18 protein-coding genes are annotated in these 19,057 nt (G+C 73.9%); 11 read left to right on the top strand and 7 right to left on the bottom strand.

Going from position 1 to position 19,057, the window contains the following annotated elements; translation table 11 throughout:
* The first annotated feature begins 32 nt into the window (after window positions 1-32).
* On the top strand, window positions 33-1,106 hold the full coding sequence (locus tag ABT295_RS15740; protein ID WP_352395339.1) for a hypothetical protein: 1,074 nt from the start codon (window positions 33-35) through the stop codon (window positions 1,104-1,106).
* Between the two features lie 3 nt (window positions 1,107-1,109).
* On the opposite strand, the gene ABT295_RS15735 is transcribed toward ABT295_RS15740, so the two are convergent.
* Entirely contained in the window at window positions 1,110-1,391 is a 282-nt protein-coding gene (locus ABT295_RS15735) for a hypothetical protein (RefSeq protein WP_352395338.1), read from the bottom strand.
* On the opposite strand from ABT295_RS15735, the gene ABT295_RS15730 reads away from it, so the two are divergent.
* Window positions 1,381-2,637 carry a hypothetical protein gene (locus ABT295_RS15730; protein WP_352395337.1) on the top strand — a complete coding sequence of 419 codons (1,257 nt, stop codon included), beginning with the start codon at window positions 1,381-1,383 and terminating at the stop codon, window positions 2,635-2,637. The two genes, ABT295_RS15735 and ABT295_RS15730, sit on opposite strands and share 11 nt — an antisense overlap.
* A gap of 190 nt (window positions 2,638-2,827) precedes the next feature.
* Here ABT295_RS15730 and gnd read toward each other — a convergent pair whose 3' ends face one another.
* A complete protein-coding gene (gnd, locus tag ABT295_RS15725) occupies window positions 2,828-4,279 on the bottom strand; it encodes an NADP-dependent phosphogluconate dehydrogenase (protein ID WP_352395336.1) in 1,452 nt (483 codons plus the stop codon).
* 125 nt (window positions 4,280-4,404) lie between these two features.
* Here gnd and ABT295_RS15720 point away from each other — a divergent pair, with 125 nt between their 5' ends.
* The 6 genes from ABT295_RS15720 (at window position 4,405) to ABT295_RS15695 (ending at window position 10,486) form a co-directional block, all read left to right on the top strand.
* Window positions 4,405-4,911, top strand: a complete 507-nt coding sequence (locus ABT295_RS15720; protein ID WP_352395335.1) for a 2Fe-2S iron-sulfur cluster-binding protein — start codon at window positions 4,405-4,407, stop codon at window positions 4,909-4,911.
* Window positions 4,908-5,930, top strand: a complete 1,023-nt coding sequence (locus tag ABT295_RS15715; RefSeq protein WP_352395334.1) for an FAD binding domain-containing protein — start codon at window positions 4,908-4,910, stop codon at window positions 5,928-5,930. The genes ABT295_RS15720 and ABT295_RS15715 overlap by 4 nt, the downstream gene beginning before the upstream one ends.
* Window positions 5,927-8,092 (top strand): xanthine dehydrogenase family protein molybdopterin-binding subunit, encoded by a 2,166-nt coding sequence (locus tag ABT295_RS15710; protein WP_352395333.1) that lies wholly within the window; start codon window positions 5,927-5,929, stop codon window positions 8,090-8,092. The genes ABT295_RS15715 and ABT295_RS15710 overlap by 4 nt, the downstream gene beginning before the upstream one ends.
* A 72-nt stretch (window positions 8,093-8,164) precedes the next feature.
* Entirely contained in the window at window positions 8,165-9,052 is an 888-nt protein-coding gene (locus ABT295_RS15705) for a DUF429 domain-containing protein (RefSeq protein WP_352395332.1), read from the top strand.
* A gap of 37 nt (window positions 9,053-9,089) precedes the next feature.
* Window positions 9,090-9,545, top strand: coding sequence for a GNAT family N-acetyltransferase (locus ABT295_RS15700; RefSeq protein ID WP_352395331.1), 456 nt, complete (start codon window positions 9,090-9,092; stop codon window positions 9,543-9,545).
* A 119-nt stretch (window positions 9,546-9,664) separates the two neighbouring features.
* Complete coding sequence (locus ABT295_RS15695; protein ID WP_352395330.1) at window positions 9,665-10,486, top strand: hypothetical protein; 822 nt, start codon at window positions 9,665-9,667, stop codon at window positions 10,484-10,486.
* A gap of 332 nt (window positions 10,487-10,818) precedes the next feature.
* Here the strand turns inward: ABT295_RS15695 and ABT295_RS15690 are convergent, their stop codons facing one another.
* From ABT295_RS15690 to ABT295_RS15680, 3 genes are all read right to left on the bottom strand, one after another.
* Window positions 10,819-11,730, bottom strand: coding sequence for an alpha/beta hydrolase (locus tag ABT295_RS15690; protein WP_352395329.1), 912 nt, complete (start codon window positions 11,728-11,730; stop codon window positions 10,819-10,821).
* Entirely contained in the window at window positions 11,727-12,956 is a 1,230-nt protein-coding gene (locus tag ABT295_RS15685) for an RNA polymerase sigma factor (RefSeq protein WP_352395328.1), read from the bottom strand. Before ABT295_RS15685 ends, ABT295_RS15690 begins: the two co-directional genes overlap by 4 nt.
* 74 nt (window positions 12,957-13,030) lie before the next feature.
* Window positions 13,031-13,426, bottom strand: coding sequence for a YciI family protein (locus tag ABT295_RS15680; protein WP_352395327.1), 396 nt, complete (start codon window positions 13,424-13,426; stop codon window positions 13,031-13,033).
* 141 nt (window positions 13,427-13,567) lie between these two features.
* On the opposite strand from ABT295_RS15680, the gene ABT295_RS15675 reads away from it, so the two are divergent.
* Together ABT295_RS15675 and ABT295_RS15670 are read left to right on the top strand one after the other, a co-directional pair.
* On the top strand, window positions 13,568-14,698 hold the full coding sequence (locus ABT295_RS15675; RefSeq protein WP_352395326.1) for a glycoside hydrolase family 76 protein: 1,131 nt from the start codon (window positions 13,568-13,570) through the stop codon (window positions 14,696-14,698).
* A 201-nt stretch (window positions 14,699-14,899) separates the two neighbouring features.
* On the top strand, window positions 14,900-16,033 hold the full coding sequence (locus ABT295_RS15670; RefSeq protein WP_352395325.1) for an alpha/beta hydrolase family protein: 1,134 nt from the start codon (window positions 14,900-14,902) through the stop codon (window positions 16,031-16,033).
* On the opposite strand, the gene ABT295_RS15665 is transcribed toward ABT295_RS15670, so the two are convergent.
* Window positions 16,026-16,922 carry an amidohydrolase family protein gene (locus ABT295_RS15665; protein WP_352395324.1) on the bottom strand — a complete coding sequence of 299 codons (897 nt, stop codon included), beginning with the start codon at window positions 16,920-16,922 and terminating at the stop codon, window positions 16,026-16,028. The two genes, ABT295_RS15670 and ABT295_RS15665, sit on opposite strands and share 8 nt — an antisense overlap.
* A gap of 70 nt (window positions 16,923-16,992) precedes the next feature.
* Between ABT295_RS15665 and ABT295_RS15660 the strand changes: the two genes are divergently transcribed.
* Window positions 16,993-17,586 (top strand): dihydrofolate reductase family protein, encoded by a 594-nt coding sequence (locus ABT295_RS15660; RefSeq protein ID WP_352395323.1) that lies wholly within the window; start codon window positions 16,993-16,995, stop codon window positions 17,584-17,586.
* A gap of 66 nt (window positions 17,587-17,652) precedes the next feature.
* Here the strand turns inward: ABT295_RS15660 and ABT295_RS15655 are convergent, their stop codons facing one another.
* On the bottom strand, window positions 17,653-18,987 hold the full coding sequence (locus ABT295_RS15655) for a C1 family peptidase (protein WP_352395322.1): 1,335 nt from the start codon (window positions 18,985-18,987) through the stop codon (window positions 17,653-17,655).
* Between the last annotated feature and the right edge of the window lie 70 nt (window positions 18,988-19,057).

Below are 19,057 nucleotides of genomic sequence, written 5' to 3'. Positions count from 1 at the left end.
GATCCGCCCAGCGAGACGCCGGAAGGAGCACCATGGCAAAGCTGTCGCAGCACCTGCTGCGCGCCGTGCTGCTCGCTGCTGCTGCGCTCCTCGGCGGGATCACGCTCTCCGTGCTCACGGCATCGTCGGCGTCCGCCGAGGACAACCCGGGGCTGCTCGGGCGGCTGACCGGGTCGGTCGTCGAGCCCGTGACGACGCCGGTCACCGAGAAGGTCGTCGAGCCCGTCGCCGAGAAGCTGGCCACGCCGGTCACCGAGAAGGTTGCCGAGGCCGCCCGGCCCGTGACCCGGCCGCTCACCAAGGTCGTGAAGCCGGTCACCGAGAAAGTTGCCAAGGCCGCCCGGCCCGTGACCCGGCCGCTCACCAAGGTTGTGAAGCCGGTCACCGAGAAGATCGTCAAGCCCGTCGTCAAGCCCGTCGTCGAAGCCGTCCGCCCCGTGACCGAGCCGGTCACCGAGGACGTCGTCAAGCCCGTCGTCAAGCCGGTCCTCGAGGCCGTCCGCCCCGTGACCGAGCCGGTCACCGAGGACGTCGTCAAGCCCGTCGTCAAGCCGGTCCTCGAGGCCGTCCGCCCTGTGACCGAGCCGGTCACCGAGGACGTCGTCAAGCCCGTCGTCCAGCCCGTGGTCGAGCCCGTCGTCCAGCCCGTACTCGAGCCGGTCGTCGACGCCGTCCGACCCACGGTCCCGGCCGTCACCGACGTCGACCGCCCGGTGCGCGACCAGCGCGAGGAGACCCTCGCCGACGCCACCACGGTCGAGCGCGCCCCGGTCGACAACGTCATCGACGACGCCACCGGGCCCGTCGCTGCGGCCGCTGCCAGCACCACGCCGGACACCGCGGCCCCCAGCGGGTCGGCGGCGCCGGTCGCGCCCGGCCACACGCCCACCGCCCCTGCCCCGGTGCCCGCGCCCCTCCCGGCGCCCCAGCCGGCCCCGGTGAACGCACCGGTCGCCCAGGGCGCCGGCAACGGCACGGCCGACCCGGCATACGCCTCCGTCACGGCCGGGCCGCGCGCCGGGGAGGTCCTCGACGCACTCGCGCCGGGCGACCACGTGAACCTGTCCACGCAGGCCTTCCACCGCCCGGGCGTCACCCCCGACTGATCGTCAGTGCTCCTTCCGCGCCGGCCCACGCGCCGGCACCAGAGAAGAAACACCACTGACGAAAGGTTCCACCATGCACACCTGGATCAAGCGATCCCTGGGCACGGCTGCGATCGCGGGCGGACTCGTGTTCGCCGGCGCGACCATGGCCAGCGCAGACGACAGCACCAGCAGCAACCAGAACGCGACGGGCTCCTCGTTCTCGAGCCCGATCACGATCGGCGGCATCGACGCCGGCGTCACGTCGGAGCGTTCCTCGTCGAGCACGTCCACGGTGACGCGCACCGACGACCGTGGCCGCAGCACGACCGACTCGCGCACGTCGAAGCACGCCAGCAAGGGCTCCTACGGCCTCTCGACGAAGGGCATCACGCTCGACCCGTCGGCCATCACGCGCTCTGCCAGCACGAAGAGCAGCTCGCGTGACGACTCCGGCCGATCGGCCGCGTCGAGCTCCGACGCGACCTCGGTGCGGGGCTCCTCGCCCGTCAAGGTCGGCGGCATCACGCTGACCGGCACGTCCGAGCGTGCGGCGTCCGACAGCCGGACGTCGACGCGCACGGACGAGAAGGGCACCCGGACCAGCGAGCGCTCGAGCGAGAGCGCCTCGAAGACCGGGGGCACCATCGGGACGCGCGACATCACGGCGAACCCCGCCGGCGCGCTGACCGACCGCCGCAGCACGACGTCGAGCTCGGACCGCATCGGTGACCGTGGCGCGTCGCGCTCGACCTCCGAGACGGCCGGCGACCTCTCGGCGCCGGTCAAGATCGGCGGCGCCTTCGCCGACGTCACGGACGAGCGGGCCGACAAGAACGCCCGCACCGAGACCGTGACGGACGAGAACGGCACGCGCTCGCAGACCGAGCGCAACGCCACCGCCTCGCGCACGCAGGGTGGTCTCGACGTGGGATCGATCGCTGCCGACCCGGCCGGGTCGCTCCGTGACGCCCGCACCGGCTCCTCGTCCTCGGACCATCTCGGCGACGAGGACGCGAACACGTCCTCGAGCCGTTCGGCCCTGGGCCTCACCGCACCGGTGCGCGCCGAGGGCGTGTCCGGCGGCGTGAGCCGTGAGGACGCCTCGGCCCGCGAGCGTGAGTCGCTCGTGCGCGACGAGGACCGCACCGTGCGTCGCACGGAGTCGCAGCAGTCGGCCTCGCGCGAGGCCTTCGCGGGTCGTTCGGGCGCCTTCACCGGCGCTCCGGCGCTCGGCCTGACCGACGCCCGCTCGGCGTCCTCCGCCTCGGACCGCTTCGACGACGCCTCGACGTCGGCGAGCGACACCCGCGGCACCTACGCGTTCCCGTCGTCCTACGACGGCTTCGCCTTCGGTGGGGACTTCGCCCGGGCGGACGCCCGGCAGGTGAGCGAGCAGGTCAGCGACGACTTCGGCACCACGACGCGCACCCAGACCGACGAGAGCAGCCAGCGCACCACGCCGGCCTACTCCTTCGACGGTTTCCGGAGCGCCCCGTCCGGTGACTTCTCCGTGCAGCGCACGCTGGCGGGGATGACCTCGGACTTCTGAGAGATCGGGCAGTGACGCCCGCCCGCGCCCCCCATCGACCAGGGGGCGCGGGCAGGGTCACCTGCCGTATGCCGAAGGCGCACCACCGCGCGGCAGCGAGCTGCTGCGCAACCACCTCCGTGCACCACGGCACGACCCGCGGTCCGCGGGTCGTGCCGTGGCGTGAGGACGGGGCGCTCGCCCCGTGGCGTCAGGCGGTCGCGGACTCCGCGCGGTCACCGGCCCAGTCGGTGTGGAAGGTGCCCTCACGGTCGACGCGCGTGTAGGTGTGCGCACCGAAGTTGTCGCGCAGCGCCTGGATGAGCGCGGCCGGCAGGCGGTCGCGGCGCAGGCCGTCGAAGTAGGCGAGCGACGACCCGAAAGCCGGCGCCGGCACACCACGCTCCGCCGAGACGGCGACGACGCGGCGCCAGGCCTGCACGCCCTCGCCGATGGCGTCGGCGAACCACGGCGCGGTCAGCAGGGTCTCGAGACCGGGCTCGGCGGCATACGCCTCCTTGATGCGGTCGAGGAAGCGGGCGCGGATGATGCAGCCGCCGCGCCAGATCGTCGCGACCTCACCGAGGTCGAGGTCCCAGCCGTGCTCCTTCGAGCCGGCCGCGAGCTGGTCGAAGCCCTGCGCGTAGGCGACGATCTTCGAGGCGTAGAGCGCCGCGCGGACGTCGTCGACGAAGGCGTCGCGGTCGACGTCGCGCTGCGTGGCCGGGTCGAGGTCCGCGAGGTCGCTGAAGGTCTCGCGCACGGCGGCGCGCTGGGTCGTGTGACCGGACAGGCTGCGGGCGAAGGTCGCCTCGGCGATGCCGGTGACCGGGACGCCGAGGTCGAGGGCGCTCTGGACGGTCCAGCGGCCGGTGCCCTTCTGCTCCGCGGCATCGCCGACGACGTCGACGAACGGCTTGCCGGTGGAGGCGTCGGAGAAGGCGAGCACGTCGGCCGTCATCTCGATGAGGAACGACTCGAGGTCGCCCTCGTTCCACCGGCGGAAGACGTCGGCGATCTCTGCCGGCTCGAGGCCGGCGACGCTGCGCAGCAGGTCGAAGGACTCGGCGATGAGCTGCATGTCGGCGTACTCGATGCCGTTGTGCACCATCTTGACGAAGTGGCCGGCGGCGTCGGGGCCGAGGTGCGCGGCGCACGGCGTGCCGTCGACCTGCGCGGCGATCGACTCGACGACCGGGGCGAGGCGCTCGTAGGCGTGGTCGGAGCCGCCGACCATGATCGACGGACCGTTGAGCGCACCCTCCTCACCACCGGAGACACCCATGCCGACGAAGTGGATCCCCTTGTCGGACAACGCCTTCTCTCGGCGAAGCGTGTCGGCGAAGTGCGCGTTGCCGGCGTCGACGACGATGTCGCCCTCGTCGAGCAGCGGCACGAGCTCGTCGATGACGGCGTCGGTGGGGTCGCCCGCCTTGACCATGACGATGATGGCTCGCGGCTGCTGGATCGAGGCGACGAAGTCCTCGACCGTCTCGGCGCCGACGAAGTCACCCTCGTCGCCGAACTGGTCGATGAGGCTCGTCATGCGTGCCGTGGTGCGGTTGTGGACCGCCACCGTGTGCCCGTGCCGGGCGATGTTGCGGGCGAGGTTGCGGCCCATCGTGGCGAGGCCGGTGACCCCGATCGTTGCGCTCTTGTCCATGAGGACGGCAACCCTCGTCGAGCGCCATCCATTCCGGGGCCGGGCCCGACGAGGGTTGCGGCCCGACGGGTACGACTCCCAGGGTGCCTCGACGGGAGACACCGCACGCCAGGCAGGTGAGACGCATGGAATCCTCGATCACGCTCGACGTCGACGGGCAGGCGCGCGACGTCGTCGTCGACCACCGCACGACGCTCCTCGACGCGCTCCGCGACCGGCTCGGGGTGACCGCCCCGAAGAAGGGCTGCGACCACGGCCAGTGCGGCTCGTGCACGGTCCTGCTCGACGGGCGTCGGCACCTCTCGTGCCTGACCCTCGCGGTGGCCCACGACGGCGCCGAGGTCACGACGGCCGAGGGGCTCGGCGGGGGCGACCAGCTGCACGCGGTGCAGGACGCGTTCCTCGCCCGTGACGGCTTCCAGTGCGGCTACTGCACGCCGGGACAGGTGTGCTCGGCCGTGGGCATGCTCGACGAGGCCAAGCAGGGCCACCCGAGCCACGTCACCGACGACCTCACGTCCGAGGTCGACCTCAGCGACGACGAGATCCGGGAGCGCATGAGCGGCAACCTGTGCCGCTGCGGCGCCTACCCCAACATCGTCGACGCCATCCGAGAGGCGGCCGGCGCGTGAAGGCCTTCGTGCACGAGGTCGCCCGCGACGCCGAGTCGGCCGTGGCCACCGTGAGCAGCGACCCCGACGCCCGCTTCATCGCCGGCGGCAGCAACCTCGTCGACCACCTCAAGCTCGGCGTCGCCACCCCGAGCCGTCTCGTCGACGTCAGCCGGCTGCCGCTGACCGAGATCGTGGACCTCTCCGAGGGAGGCCTGCGCATCGGCGCCAACGTGCGCAACAGCGACCTCGCCGCCCACCCCGTCGTCCGCGAGCGGTATGCCGTGCTCTCCCGAGCGCTGCTCGCCGGGGCCTCGGGCCAGATCCGCAACCAGGCCACCACGGCCGGCAACCTGCTCCAGCGCACCCGCTGCGTCTACTTCCAGGACGTGACGACGCCGTGCAACAAGCGTGAGCCCGGCTCGGGCTGCTCGGCGCTCGAGGGCTACGGCCGCTACAACGCCGTGCTCGGCCAGTCGCCGGAGTGCGTGGCCGTGCACCCGTCCGACCTGGCCGTCGCGATGGCCGCCCTCGACGCGACCGTCGTCGTGCTCGGTCCCGACGGCGAGCGCCGCATCCCCTTCGCGGACCTGCACCGCCTCCCCGGCGACGAGCCGCAGCGCGACACGACGCTCGCCCACGGCGAGCTCCTCACCGCGGTCGATCTCGCGCCGCTCTCGCGAACCGCCGCGTCGACGTACTACAAGGCCCGTGACCGCGCGTCCTACGCCTTCGCCCTCGTCTCCACCGCCGTCGTGCTCGACCTCGACGGCACGGGCCCCGACGCCCGCGTCGCCGACGTGCGCATCGCGTGGGGCGGCGTCGCCCACAAGCCCTGGCGGGCCTCGCGGGCGGAGGAGGCGCTGCGCGGAAGCACGCTGACCCCGGCGTCGATCCGCAGCGCGCTCGACGCGGAGCTGGCGGCGGCATCGACGACGGACGACACGGCATACAAGGTGCCGCTCGTGCGGCGTGCGACGACGATGGTGCTGCTCCGGCTCGCCACGACGGCGGCGACCACGACGGAGGCGATCGCATGACCGCGCAGGCCAGCAAGCAGGACGCGCTCGACCCGGTCGCGGTCGGCACGCCCGTCGCCCGCACCGAGGGACCGCTCAAGGTGCGGGGCGCCGCCGCCTACGCCTTCGAGGTGCCGGCCGACGACCCGCTGTTCCTCCACCTCGTGCAGTCGACGATCGCCAAGGGCGCCGTCCGCACCGTCGACACGTCGGCCGCGCTCGCCCACGAGGGCGTCGTCAAGGTGCTCGACCACACGAACGCACCCCGGCTCGAGAGCGGTGAGAACGCCGAGCTCCAGGTGCTCCAGACGCCCGACGTGACCTTCCGCGGCCAGGTCGTCGCCGTCGTCGTGGCCGAGTCGGCCGAGGCGGCGCGCGAGGGCGCCCGGCTCGTCGTCGTCGACTACGACGTGCAGGAGCACCGGGCCGAGCTGCGCGCCGGCGACGAGGACGCCTACGCGCCCGAGAAGGTGAACCCGGCCTTCCCGACCGACAGCAGCGTGGGCGACATGGACCGCGCGCTCGAGGCGGCCGCCGTCGTCGTCGACGAGACGTACACGACGCCTTACGAGCACAACAACCCCATGGAGCCGCACGCGACGACGGCCCGGTGGGCGGCTGACGGCGACGAGGGGCCCCGGCTCGTCCTCGACGCCTCCACCCAGAGCGTGCACGGCGTCATCTCCGAGCTGGCGCCGATCCTCGGTCTCGAGGCCGAGGAGATCAGGGTGCGATCCCCCTACGTCGGAGGTGGTTTCGGCAGCAAGGGCCTGCCGCACGCGCACGACGTCGTCGCTGCCCTTGCTGCCCGGGCGAATCCGGGACGCTCGGTGCGGATCGCCCTGACACGTCAGCAGATGTTCGCGCTCGCGGGCTACCGCACGGCGACGATCCAGCGCTTCCAGCTGGCGGCCGGCGCCGACGGCACCCTGCTTGGCATCAACCACGAGGTGCTCGAGCAGACATCTGCGCTCAAGGAGTTCGCCGAGCAGACCGCCGTCGCGACCCGGCACATGTATGCCGCACCGAACCGGCACACGAGTCACCGCCTCGTCACGCTGGACGTCGCCGTGCCCTCGTGGATGCGCGCCCCCGGCGAGATGCCGGGCATGGCCGCCCACGAGATGGCCATGGACGAGCTCGCCGTCGCCTGCGGCATCGACCCCGTCGAGCTGCGGGTGCGCAACGAGCCGGAGGTCGACCCGGAGTCGGGCCAGCCCTTCGGGCACCGCAAGCTCGTCGAGTGCCTGCGCACGGGCGCGGAGCGCTTCGGCTGGGCCGAGCGCGACCCGCGGCCGGGCGCGCGCCGCGACGGCGACTGGCTCATCGGGCTGGGGGTGGCCTCGGCGACCTACCCGTACTACCGGCAGCCGGCCAACACGGCCCGCATCGAGGCCCTCGCGGGCGGTCGCTACGCCGTGAGCATCGGGGCGGCCGACATCGGCACCGGCGCGCTGACGGTGCTCGGCCAGATCGCGGCCGACGCGCTCGAGGTCGGCGTCGGGGACGTCGACGTCCACCTCGGTGACAGCAGCCTGCCCCCGGCCACGGTGGCCGGCGGGTCGGCCGGCACGGCGTCGTGGGGCTCGGCGATCGTCGAGGCCGCCCGCACCTTCCGGAAGGAGCACGGCGCGTCGCCCGGCGTCGGCGACGTCAGCACCGGCTCCCCGGCGGACAACCCCGCGATGGACACGCACTCGCTCCACTCGTTCGGCGCCCAGTTCGTCGAGCTCGGCGTCAACGTCTGGACCGGCGAGCCCCGACTGCGCCGGATGCTCGGCGTATTCTCCGCGGGCCGCATCATCAACCCGACGACGGCGCGCTCGCAGCTCATCGGCGGCATGGTCATGGGTCTCGGCGGCGGGCTGCTCGAGGAGTCCGTGCGCGACCCGCGCTTCGGGCACGTCGTCACACAGGACCTCGCCAGCTACCACGTGGCCTCGCACGCCGACGTGCGCGGCATCGAGGCGATGTGGCTCGACGAGACCGATCCGCTGACCAACCCGATGGGGTCGCGCGGCATCGGCGAGATCGGCATCGTCGGAGCGGCCGCCGCGGTCGCCAACGCGGCCTGGCACGCCACGGGCATCCGGGTGCGCGACCTGCCGGTGACGGCCGACCGCTTCCTCGACCTGCCCGCCGACCTGCCCGCGCTGGAGGGCCACCCGTCCGGCGGCGCCTGACGGCGACCGGCACGTGGGCACTCGGCGCTCCCGGCGCGCCGAGTGCCCCCACCGATGCGGTTGGGTGGTGGCATGGACACCGAGCAGTGGCGGGAGCGGATCCGGTCGTTGGCGGCGGAGCTCGGCGGCGACACCGGGCCCGCCGCGGACGCACCGGCGCACGTGCGCGAGGCGGCCGCCGAGGCGGTGCGCTACCTGGCCCGCCTGGCCGACGCGCTCGAGACCGACGCCGCCGCCGTCCGCGCCGGACGGCCCGCGCCGGTCGAGGTGGTCGTCCCGGTCCTCGGCGTCGACGGCTGCAAGGGCGGCTGGGTGGGCGCCCTCCTCGAGCCCGGCGCGCCGCGCCCCCGCATCGTCGTCGCGCCGACGATCGCCGGCCTCGTCGCCACGGTGCGCGAGTCGACCGGCATACGCGTCGTCGGCATCGACATCCCGATCGGCCTGCCCGACGACACGATCCGCCTCGCGGACCGGCTCGCGCGCACCGCCCTGCCGGGCAAGGCGTCGTCGATCTTCTCCACCCTCACCCGCTCGGCCTACGGCGAGGCGACCCGGCTCGAGGCCGACGCCGTCAACCGCGAGCTCGTCGGTCAGGGCGTCGGCGCTCAGGCGTTCGCGCTCCGAGACAAGATCGTCGAGGTCGACGACTGGCTTCGCACCCGCCCGACCCTCACCGTGCTCGAGGTGCACCCCGAGGTCTCGTTCGCGGCCATGACCGGAGCGCCGATCCTCGCCAGCAAGAAGACCGACGAGGGGCGGGCCGCCCGCCTCGAGGCCCTCGCGGCGGCAGGCATCGCCCGCCCGTCCGTCCTCCAGGGTCAGGGGTATGCCGCCGACGACGTGCTCGACGCCTGCGCGGTCGCCTGGTCGGCCGCACGCCACACCACGGGGCTCGCGCGGTCGATGCCCGACCCGCCCGAGGTCTTCTCCGACGGCATCCCGGCCGCCATCTGGGCCTGAGCGGCGCCTCTCGGAGGGCGTGGAGCAGGATGGCTGCGTGCGCATCACGCTCGACGACCTGACCGACCCGGCCGTCGTCGCCCTGCTCGAGGGTCACGTGTCGCAGCTGCGGTCGATCTCGCCGCCCGAGAGCACCCACGCGCTCGACCTCGACGGCCTGCGCGCCCCGGGCGTGAGCGTCTGGGTCGCCCGCGACGGCGAGGCGGTGCTCGGCTGCGGTGCGCTCACCGAGGTCGGGCCCGGCCACGGCGAGGTGAAGTCGATGCGCACGGCGCCGGACGCCCGGCGACGCGGCGTCGCCCGGGCGGTGCTCGGCGAGATCCTCGCCGAGGCCCGTCGCCGCGGACTGACGCGGGTCAGCCTCGAGACCGGGTCGGACGACTTCTTCGCCCCGGCGCGGGCGCTCTACGCCGCGCACGGCTTCACCGAGTGCGGCCCGTTCGGCAGCTACCGCCTCGACCCGCACAGCACCTTCCTGACCCTGGCGCTGTGACCGGCTCCGGATGCGTGCAGCCGTCAGGGGTCGACGGGCCAGAGGACTCACATCACCGATCGGACACGGTCCGGGCTGAACCGGACAACTCGGTCACGACGCGCGGCTAGCCTCCGCTCATGCCTCGTCGTCGCCGACCGTCCCGTGCCCTGCTCGCGCTTCCGCTCGCCGTGCTCCTCGCCTCGTGCACGACGACCGGCGGTGCCCAGCCGGTCGTGACCCAGGTGACGGGCTCTCCCGCCGCCGGCTCCGCGACGAGCACCCCGTCGACCTCGTCGAGCAGCCCGACGCCGTCCACCCCGTCGGAGACGCCCGCCGCATCAGGCAGTGCGACGAACCCGGCCGCGGCTCCCAAGCGCTCGGCGGCGGCACTCGAGAAGGCGCTGCTCGAGCTCGACGACCTCCCGGCCGGCTTCTCGATCGAGCCCCAGGACGAGGCCGAATCCGGCGTCTCGGTCGTGTCCTCGACGAAGCCCGGGTGCGCGGCGCTCGTGCGGATCATGAACGCCGACAGTGCGCCCGGCAGCCGGGTCGGCGCCCGCACCTCCTTCTCGGGCGGCCAGGACGGGCCGTGGATCGACGAGTACCTCGATGCCATGGGGAGCCCGCAGAACGTGTCCTCGCTCCACGACACGATCCGCGCCGCCGTCAAGGCCTGCCCGAAGATCACGATGCGGCTGCCCGACGGGCGCTCGACAATGGTGGTGCGCGAGGTGCGGGCACCCGAGGCCAGCGACGACACCTTCGCGTTCCGCGTCACGGCCGACGGCGGCGACCTCGACGGCTTCGAGGCCACGCAGGTCGTCAGCGCGGTCGGCGACGTCGAGCTGACGATGCTCTTCTTCGGCGCCTACCCGGAGGAGATCGACGAGGGCACCCACGCGGCCTACGAGAAGGCCGCCGAGCTGCTCGACCACTCCGCTCCCGGCTCGGCCACCTGACGCGACCGAAACACCGACGACACGTCGATCTCACCGCACGGCAACGTCGTCGGCGCAGCATGGGAGTCGACGGCTTCACCCCGATGGACGTGGAGTGCGTGCGACGAGGCCGCCACGGAGCCGCCCGTCGTGACCCTCCGCATCCCTCGGGAGCAACCGTGAAGCGTCTGCGTTCCATCGTCCGCTGGCTCGACGGCTACACGCTGTGGGCCTTCAACCCGACCACCAGGGCCGGCCGGCCCGACGACGCGGCCACCTGACCCACCGCCCCGCGGGCTGGTTCGTGCAGCTCGCGGGGCGGGGAGATCGTTCGTGCGGTGCCGAGGTGCCGCTCAGTCGCCGGACGACTGGCGGCGGGCGGCTTCGGCGAGCCAACCGAGCGCCTCCTCCGAGGTGCGCAGCACCGAGATGTGACCGTCGCCGGCCTGCAGCCACAGGTCCGCGCCGGGCACCGCCCCGGCCAGCCACTCGCCGTGCGAGGCCGGCACCATGCGGTCGTCGCCGCCGTGCACGACGAGCGTGGGGCAGCGCACCGAGCCCGGGTCGAACCCCCAGTCCGACACCGCGGCCAGGTCGTCGTCGATGAGCGCGGCGGGGCCGGCGGCCATCGCCCGCCCCACGACCGAGCCGAACCAGCCCCACGGCCCGGCGAAGGCCGCCTCGTCCGCGGCGATGAAGCCGATGTCGACCCCCTCGTCGCCACCGCCGGCCATCGCGGCCTCGTGCGTCTCCTTCGCCTCGCGCCCCGCGGCGGCCGCGCGCAACGACGCCTCGCCACCGGGCGCCATGCCGGCGAACCAGTCGAGCCCTGAGGCGCCGAACGGTGCGGGCGCCGACACGCTGACGGCCGCCCGCACCCGGTCGGGGAGTCCTGCCGCCACCGCGAGCGCGTGCGGACCGCCTCCGGAGTGGCCCATCACCGCGAACGTATCGACGCCGAGGTGGTCGAGCACGGCCGCGACGTCGCCGGCGGCCGAGGCGGTGTCGCGGCCGGGCCGTGGCGTCGACCCGCCGTAGCCGGGCCGGTCGTAGGACACCCAGCGGATCCCGAGCCGGGCCGCGGCCGCGAAGAGCGGCACCGGCGGCGCACCGATGTTCGGGGTGCCGTGGAACCACACGACGACGAGCGGCTCCGCCGATGCCGCCGTCCCCGCCGGGGCACCGCTGTCGTACGCGCGCAGCACCCTCCCGTCGCCCAGCTCGACGTCCAGCTCGGTCACCTCGGTGCCCGGGGTCTCGTTCACAGTGCTTCTGCCTTTCGTCGCAGGTGGTCCTGCTCGGGGATGCTCGTCGTGAGCCGTGACGCGAGCAGGTAGCTCTCGCGGGCCCGTTCGGTGTCACCGGCGAGCTCGAGCAGGTGCGCGCGCACGGCGTGCAGGCGGTGGTGGCGGGCCAGCCGCCGGTCCTGCTCCAGGTGGTCGAGGACGTCGAGCCCGGCCGCCGGCCCCTCGACCATGGCGAGCGCGACGGTGCGGTTGAGGGTGACGACCGGCCCGGGGGCGAGCTGCTCGAGCAGCCCGTAGAGCGCGAGCACCTGCTCCCAGTCCGTCGCGTCGGCGCTCGGCGCCTCGTCGTGCACCGCGGCGATCGCGGCCTGCACCTGGTAGGGCCCGAGCCGGGTGCGCGTCAGGGCATCGGTCACGAGGGCGACGCCCTCGATGACGTATGCCGTGTGCCACCGCGAGCGGTCCTGCTCGGCCAGCGGCACGAGGTGACCGGCGTCGTCGACCCGCGCCGGGCGCCGCGCCTCGGTGAGGAGCATGAGCGCGAGCAGGCCGCTCACCTCGCCGTCGTCCGGCAGCAGGGCGTGCAACCGGCGCGCGAGCCGGATCGCCTCCGCCGTGAGGTCGACGCGGTGCAGCTGCTCGCCCGAGCTCGACGTGTGTCCTTCGGTGAAGACGAGGTAGAGCACGTGCAGCACGTCGCGCACGCGACCCGGCACCTCGGCGGCGGGCGGCATCCGGAACTGCGCCCCGGACTCGCGGATGCGCGCCTTGGCGCGACTGATCCGCTGGGCCATCGTCGCCTCGGGCACGAGGAAGGCGTGCGCGATCTCGGTCGTCGTCAGGCCACCGACCGCCCTGAGCGTCAGGGCGATCCGCGACGCCGGGGCGACCGCGGGGTGGCAGCAGAGCAGCAGGAGCGTCAGGGTGTCGTCGTGATCGGCTCGCCGGCCGACATCCGGCGACGGGCTGACGAGGTCGTCGGTCGGGGTGCGCGTGCTGTCGGCGAGCTCGCGGCGCGTGCGGGCCTCGTCGCTGCGCAGGCGGTCGACGAGGCGGCGCGAGCCGACACGGATGAGCCACGCCTTGGGGTCGTCGGGCACGCCCTCGTCGGGCCACTGGGCCGCGGCGGCGAGCAGGGCCTCCTGGGCGGCCTCCTCGGCCCGGTCGAAGTCGCGGTAGCGGCGCACGAGCGCGCCGACGACCTGCGGCGTCACGCTGCGCCACAGCTCGTCACCCACCACCACGCCGCCCTCACCTCCCGCCGCCGTCGCCCCCACTCCCGTCGTCCCCGCTCCCGTCGTCCCTATTGCCATCGTGCTCAGAGGTCCCCGGCCGACCCGCCCATGAGCGGGCGCACCTCGACGGCGGCGAACCGCGCGTCGGGGAAGCGCGCCGCGATCTCCTCGGCCCGCTCCGGCGAGGCGCAGTCGACGACGAAGTAGCCCGCCATCGCCTCCTTCGACTCGATGAACGGGCCGTCGGTCACGACCACCTCCCCGTCGCGCACCCGCACGCTGCGCGCCGTGAGCGGGTCGGCCAGGGCCGACGCGCTGACGAGCTCGCCCGACTCGCTGATCTCGGTCATCAGCTCCTCGAAGTCGCGCAGCAGCCCGGCGCGCTCGTCGTCCGTCATCGCCGCCGCCTCGGGCGTGCGCAGGAAGATCGGGTGCCCCCACGTCTGCGGGTTGCTCCAGATCATCACGAGGTACTTCATGGTCGCTCCTCGGTCGGGCCGCACCGTGCGGCGATGGCGCTCCGTCACCCGGGACGTCGGAGCGACGAGCGCGATCTCGACAGCACGCCCGACCCTTCCACACGCCGCCGACCGACGGGGCCTCCCGGTAGCGTCACCTGCGTGTCCGCCGACGACGTCACTCGTGCACCCTCGGCGCTCGACGACCGGGCCGCCGAGGGCGAGCGGTCGGTGGGCGAGCTGTTCGGCGCGCGGCTCGGGCCCCTGCCGCGCACCCACCTGGCGCAGGTCGTGCACCGCGCGGACCACGGGCGGTCCACGCTCGGACCGAACGGCACGTGGAACTACTGGTGGCAGGCGCACTACCTCGACGCCGTCGTCGACGCCGGCCTGCGCGCGCTGCGGACCGGCGACCGGGCCGGCGCCGAGCTCCGGGCGCGGCGCGGCGACCGGCTGCTCGCGACGATCCGCCTGCGCAACGGCCTGCGCTGGGTCAACGCCTACTACGACGACATGGCCTGGCTCGCCCTCGCGACCGGACGGCTGCGCGACCTCCACGCGCGGGTCGGTCGCACCGCGCGGCACCGGCGCCTCGCCTCGGCCGACCGGCAGCTGACGGCGCAGCTGCGCTCCGCCCACACCGACGACCTCGGCGGCGGGCTCTTCTGGAACCGCGCGCGCGACTTCAAGAACAGCCCGGCGACCGCGCCCGCCGCCCTGCACCTCGCGCGCAGCGGCGCCACCGACGAGGCGCGCCGCCTGCTCGACTGGGTCTACGCCCGGCTGTGGTCGCCGCAGAGCGGGCTGGTGCGCGACGGCATCCGGCTTCAGGGCGGCACCGAGGTGCTCGTCCCCGACGTGTGGTCCTACAACCAGGGCACGGTGCTCGGCGCGCTCGTCGAGCTCGGCGACGCCGAGAGCCGGTCGCGGGCGGCGGCGCTCGTGGCGGCCGTCGACGCCGAGCTCACGACCGACGTCGCCGGCGCACGGGTGCTGCGCACGCACGGCGACGGCGACGGCGGGCTCTTCACCGGCATCCTCGTGCGCCACCTCGCGACCGCGGCGTCGCCCGACTCCGGCCTCGACGACGCGACCCGGGCGACCGCGCGCCGCCTCGTGCACGACACGGCGGAGGCGCTGTGGGGTGGGCGGGCCCCGCTCGAGCTGCCAGGTCGCCGCGACCCGTCCGTCTTCCCGGTGGAGCCCGGGGGCCGCGCGCCCCGGCCGCCGCTCGAGCTGTCACCGCAGCTGCAGGCGTGGACCGTCCTCGAGGCCGCCGCGACCCTGACCTGAGGGCCGGGGCCCCCGAGCGACGACCGTTGCGTATGCCGTCCCCTCCTCTCGCGACGCACCCGTGCGTGCGCGGGGCCCAGCCACGAGCCGGGTCACCGGCACGCGCGAGCAACGGTCGTCGGCCGGTCCGCAGGTCTCGGATCGGGCACGAAGGCTGGGAGCGGGCTGGGAATCGCAGCGATCCCGGGTGAGACTCGAGGGGTGCGCACTCCCCGGGCCCTCGTCGCCGGCATCACGGCCGGACTGCTGCTCGGCGCCTGCTCCGCCGGAGGGCCGACCGACGACCGGGGGGGCGGCACGACGGGGCCGAGCCCCACGGCATCCGGGAGCGCGACGACCGCGCCCGGCACGACCACGACGACCGGCACGCCGACGCCCGGCCCGAGCGGCGCGGCCACGTCGGGCGGCGACCCGAGCGGCTCGGTGCCCCGGCCGACCGCGTCCGCCCCGGCGGCGAAGTCGCCCGACCCCGCGTCGATCGCCGCGCTCGTCGCGACGCGCTACGACGGCGGCAACCTGCGGCTCGGCCGTGAGCGCGGCAGCACCGACGCCTACCGGCAGTACTTCGCGACGTACGAGAGCAACGGCCTGACGATCTCGGGCCGCATCAACATCCCTCGCGGCACCGGCCCGTTCCCGGCCGTCGTGCTCGCCCACGGCTACGTCGACCCGAAGGTCTACACGAACGGGCAGACGATGCTCCGCGAGCGTGACCACCTCGCCCGCCGGGGCTACGTCACGCTCCACATCGACTACCGCAACCACGCGCAGTCCGACGACGACCCGCGCAACGACGCGAACCTCCGGGCGGGCTACACCGTCGACGCGATCAACGCCGGGCTCGCGCTCAAGAAGGCGCAGGTCGTCGATCCCGACCGGGTGGCGCTCATCGGCCGCTCGATGGGCGGCGGGGTCGTCTACAACGCCCTCGTCGTCCGTCCCGGCCTGTTCCGGGCGGCCGTGGCCTACGCGCCGGTCAGCTCCGACACCGTCGACAACTTCGACAAGTGGGTGCGCCGCGACACCTCACGCGCAGGCGCGGCCCGCGCCGTCATCGCGCGGCTCGGCACGCCCGAGGCGAAGCCCGCCGCCTGGGCCGCCACGAGCCCCCGCACCTACTTCGGCCGGATCACCGAGCCGCTGCTCATCCACCACGGCACCGCCGACGAGGACTGTCCGCTGTCGTGGTCGCGCGAGTCGGTGGCGGCGCTCCAGGCCGCGGGCAAGGACGTCGAGCTGCGGGTCTACCCCGGGGGGCGGCACACGCTCACGTCACCGCAGTGGGACACCTCGATCCGGCGCACCGAGGCCTTCCTGGCCCGCCACCTCAGGTGACGTCGAGCCCGAGCAGCCGGGCGCCGTTGCGCCACAGCACGTCCCGCATCCAGTCGTCACCCAGGTCGAGCCGCGCGAGCGCCTCGAGCTGGTGGGCGTAGGGGTAGGGGATGCTCGGAAAGTCCGAGCCGAGGACGACGCGGTCGCGCAGGCCCGCGAGGCGCTCGACGTAGCCCTCCGGGAAGGGCGCGAAACGGTTCGTGAAGTCGGTGCCGTTCATCGTCGTGTCGAGGTGGACGCCGCCGAACTCGTCGGCCAGGTCGGCGAACTCGTGGTACTCGGGCATGCCGAGGTGGGCCACGACGAGCACGAGGTCCGGATGCCGGCGCAGCACCTCGCGCACGCCGCCCGGGCCCGTGTGGGTGCCGCGGATCGGCGCCGAGCCGGCGTGCACGACGACCGGCGCGCCGGCGCGCGCGAGGCGCGCCCACGCCGGGTCGAGGCGTTCGTCGTCGGGCGTGAAGTCACCCACCTGCACGTGGAGCTTGAAGAGCCGCGCACCGGCGTCGAGGGCGTCCGCGACGTCGGTGTCGACGCCCGGCTCGGGGTAGAACGTGGCACAGTGCACGGCGTCCGGCACGCGCCGCGCGAAGTCGGCCGACCACGCGTTGAGCCACCGCGCCATGCCCGGCCGGTGCGCGTAGGCCAGCGCCGGGATCGCCCGCAGGCCGAGGGCGCGCAGCGTCTCGATGCGCTCGCCCTCGTCGGCGCGGTAGGTGATGGGCCACGGCGTGCCGTAGTGCGTCTGCGCCTCGTCGAAGTAGGCCCACACCTTGCGCTGCACCGCGTGGGGCAGGAAGTGCACGTGCACGTCGGCGAGGCCCGGCAGACCGAGCGCGGCGACGTAGGCCGGCACGGCGGCATCCGTCAGTGGTCCGGGGGTCGTCACGCCACGCAGCGTAGGCGACCGTGTGGCAGGGTGGTCGGCCCGGACGCCGACCGACGTCAGGACCCCGCCCGTGCGCGCACTGACCTACCTCATCGCCTCGACCATCGACGGCTTCGTGGCCGGGCCCGACGGCGGCGACCCCTCCGGGCCGGACGGCTTCTGGCCGGTGTCGCCCGACTACCTGGCTCACCTCGTCGCGCACTACCCGGAGACGCTGCCGGTCATGGCGCACGAGCCGCTCGGCGTCACCGGGCCGTGGCAGCACTTCGACACGGTGCTCGAGGGCCGCGGCTCCTACCAGGTGGGCCTCGACGCCGGGGTCACGAACGCCTACCCGCACCTGCGACACGTCGTCTTCTCCCGCACCCTCGGCGCGAGCACCGACCCGGGCGTCGAGGTCACGGCCGACGACCCGGTCGCGACGGTGCGCCGCCTCAAGGCCGAGGAGGGCGGCGGCCTCTGGCTCGTCGGTGGCGGGACGCTCGCGGCCGCCCTCGCCGACGAGATCGACCGGCTCGTCGTCAAGGTCGGGCCGGTGACGGTCGGCGACGGCATCCCGCTCCTCGGTCGCGGCGCGGCGTTCGAGCCGCGGGCCTGGCGGCTCGCCGACCACGCCGTGGCCGGCGACACCGTCGTGCTGACGTACGAGCGCGCCACCGCCTGACAGGCGGTGGCGCGCTCGGGACGCTCGGAGCGACCGAGGCATCCGGGACGCCCGCTCGGGTGCCGCTCAGTCGGCGAGGGCACCCATCGGGTCCCAGGCCGGGAGCACGATGGGCTCCTGGTCGAGCGTGGCCTGCAGCTCGGCAGGCAGGGCGTCGCGACGCACCGCCACCTCGAAGACGAACTCGGCGAACCAGCTGTCGTTCATCGTCATGAAGCCCTTGTCGCCCTTCTCGGTGCCCCAGCTGTTCTCCACGCGCCAGCGGCGGGGGGCCCCGTCGTGCAGGTCGACACCGGTGAAGAGCATCGCGTGCGTCATGAGCGACTCGTGGTGCGTGAGCCGGTCGGCCTTGCCGAGGCTCGGCTCGGTGCCGTAGACGGCCGCCCGGTCGTAGAGCGCGGCGTCCCACAGGCCGAGGTCCGCGTTCGACATCTGCCCGGTGTCGCAGCCGAACCAGACAGGCTCGCCGCCCGAGATCGTCTGCGCGGCCAGCGACTTCATCAGGTCGGGTTCGACGTTGAGGTAGGTGACGGGCGGCGCGCCGACGACGTTGCCGAGGTGCTCGACGGTGAAGGTGCGGCCGTAGGGGCTCGACTCGCGCGGGTCGTTGACGAGGCAGACGTAGTCCTCGAGCGGCACCGTCACGTAGCGCTCGGCGAACTCGAGCGGCGTCATCGAGCCGTCCCGGTGGAAGCCGCCGTCGGTGTCCTTCCACTGCCACACGAACGACTCGGGCGGGGTGCCGAGGTGGATGCAGAGCAGTCGGTGGATCGAGGCGAGCACCTCCTCCTTCGCGTCCTGCACGTCGTCGGCGCCGGCTCCCGCGGCCGCGAGCGCCCGCAGGTCGCGCGCCGCCTGGCGCAGGATCGTGCCGATGTCGCGGTTCATCAGGCGGGTGTTGCTCGAGCTCTTCGTCTCGGGCATGGCCACCTTGGGCACGAGCCCGTGCTTGACGACGAGCGCGACAAACATGTTCCACTGCCCGCCGTCCTCGGCCGGCGTCGCGAGCAGGTGGGCGACCGTGCGGTCGTCGACGTCGCGGTCGGCCGTGGCGATGATCGACTCGAGCCAGTGGTTGGCCTTCTCGAACTTGTCCCAGAAGAGCAGGTGGTTCTGCGAGAACTCGAAGTCCTTGACCCCGAGCTTCGCCCGCGCGCCGGCGCGCAGCAGGTTGGTCCCAGCGAACAGCCAGCAGCGCCCGCTCTTCTCCTGCGACGTCGCCGCCCAGTCGTCGAGCAGGTGCGACACCGAGTGGTCGATGCCGGTCACCACCCGGCGGTCGAGGGCGATGTCGTCGACCGACGTCGTCGTCACGGCGTTCTGCAACATCCGTGCTGTGGGGTCGGCCTCGAACGCCTTCGTGAGGCGCTCGACGAGGTCGGGGTCAAGGTCGCGCGGCATGGGCCACTCCTTCGAGCTTCTCGGGATCCCAGCATCGTAGGCGCGCCAGGGCGTCCCGGGCGGGCGAGGA

The organism is Terrabacter sp. NPDC000476 (assembly GCF_040300125.1).
Taxonomy (GTDB): Bacteria; Actinomycetota; Actinomycetes; order Actinomycetales; family Dermatophilaceae; genus Terrabacter.
The sequence above is the reverse complement of the archived record's forward strand: the minus strand, read 5'-3'. Positions and strand labels throughout refer to the sequence as shown.

Bases quoted from the DNA above. Each gene is read 5' to 3' on its own strand.
- gnd (WP_352395336.1), bottom strand. From the start codon at position 4,279: ATGGACAAGAGCGCAACGATCGGGGTCACCGGCCTCGCCACGATGGGC.
- ABT295_RS15695 (WP_352395330.1), top strand. From the start codon at position 9,665: ATGCCTCGTCGTCGCCGACCGTCCCGTGCCCTGCTCGCGCTTCCGCTC.
- ABT295_RS15720 (WP_352395335.1), top strand. From the start codon at position 4,405: ATGGAATCCTCGATCACGCTCGACGTCGACGGGCAGGCGCGCGACGTC.
- ABT295_RS15710 (WP_352395333.1), top strand. From the start codon at position 5,927: ATGACCGCGCAGGCCAGCAAGCAGGACGCGCTCGACCCGGTCGCGGTC.
- ABT295_RS15705 (WP_352395332.1), top strand. From the start codon at position 8,165: ATGGACACCGAGCAGTGGCGGGAGCGGATCCGGTCGTTGGCGGCGGAG.
- ABT295_RS15680 (WP_352395327.1), bottom strand. From the start codon at position 13,426: ATGAAGTACCTCGTGATGATCTGGAGCAACCCGCAGACGTGGGGGCAC.
- ABT295_RS15740 (WP_352395339.1), top strand. From the start codon at position 33: ATGGCAAAGCTGTCGCAGCACCTGCTGCGCGCCGTGCTGCTCGCTGCT.
- ABT295_RS15655 (WP_352395322.1), bottom strand. From the start codon at position 18,987: ATGCCGCGCGACCTTGACCCCGACCTCGTCGAGCGCCTCACGAAGGCG.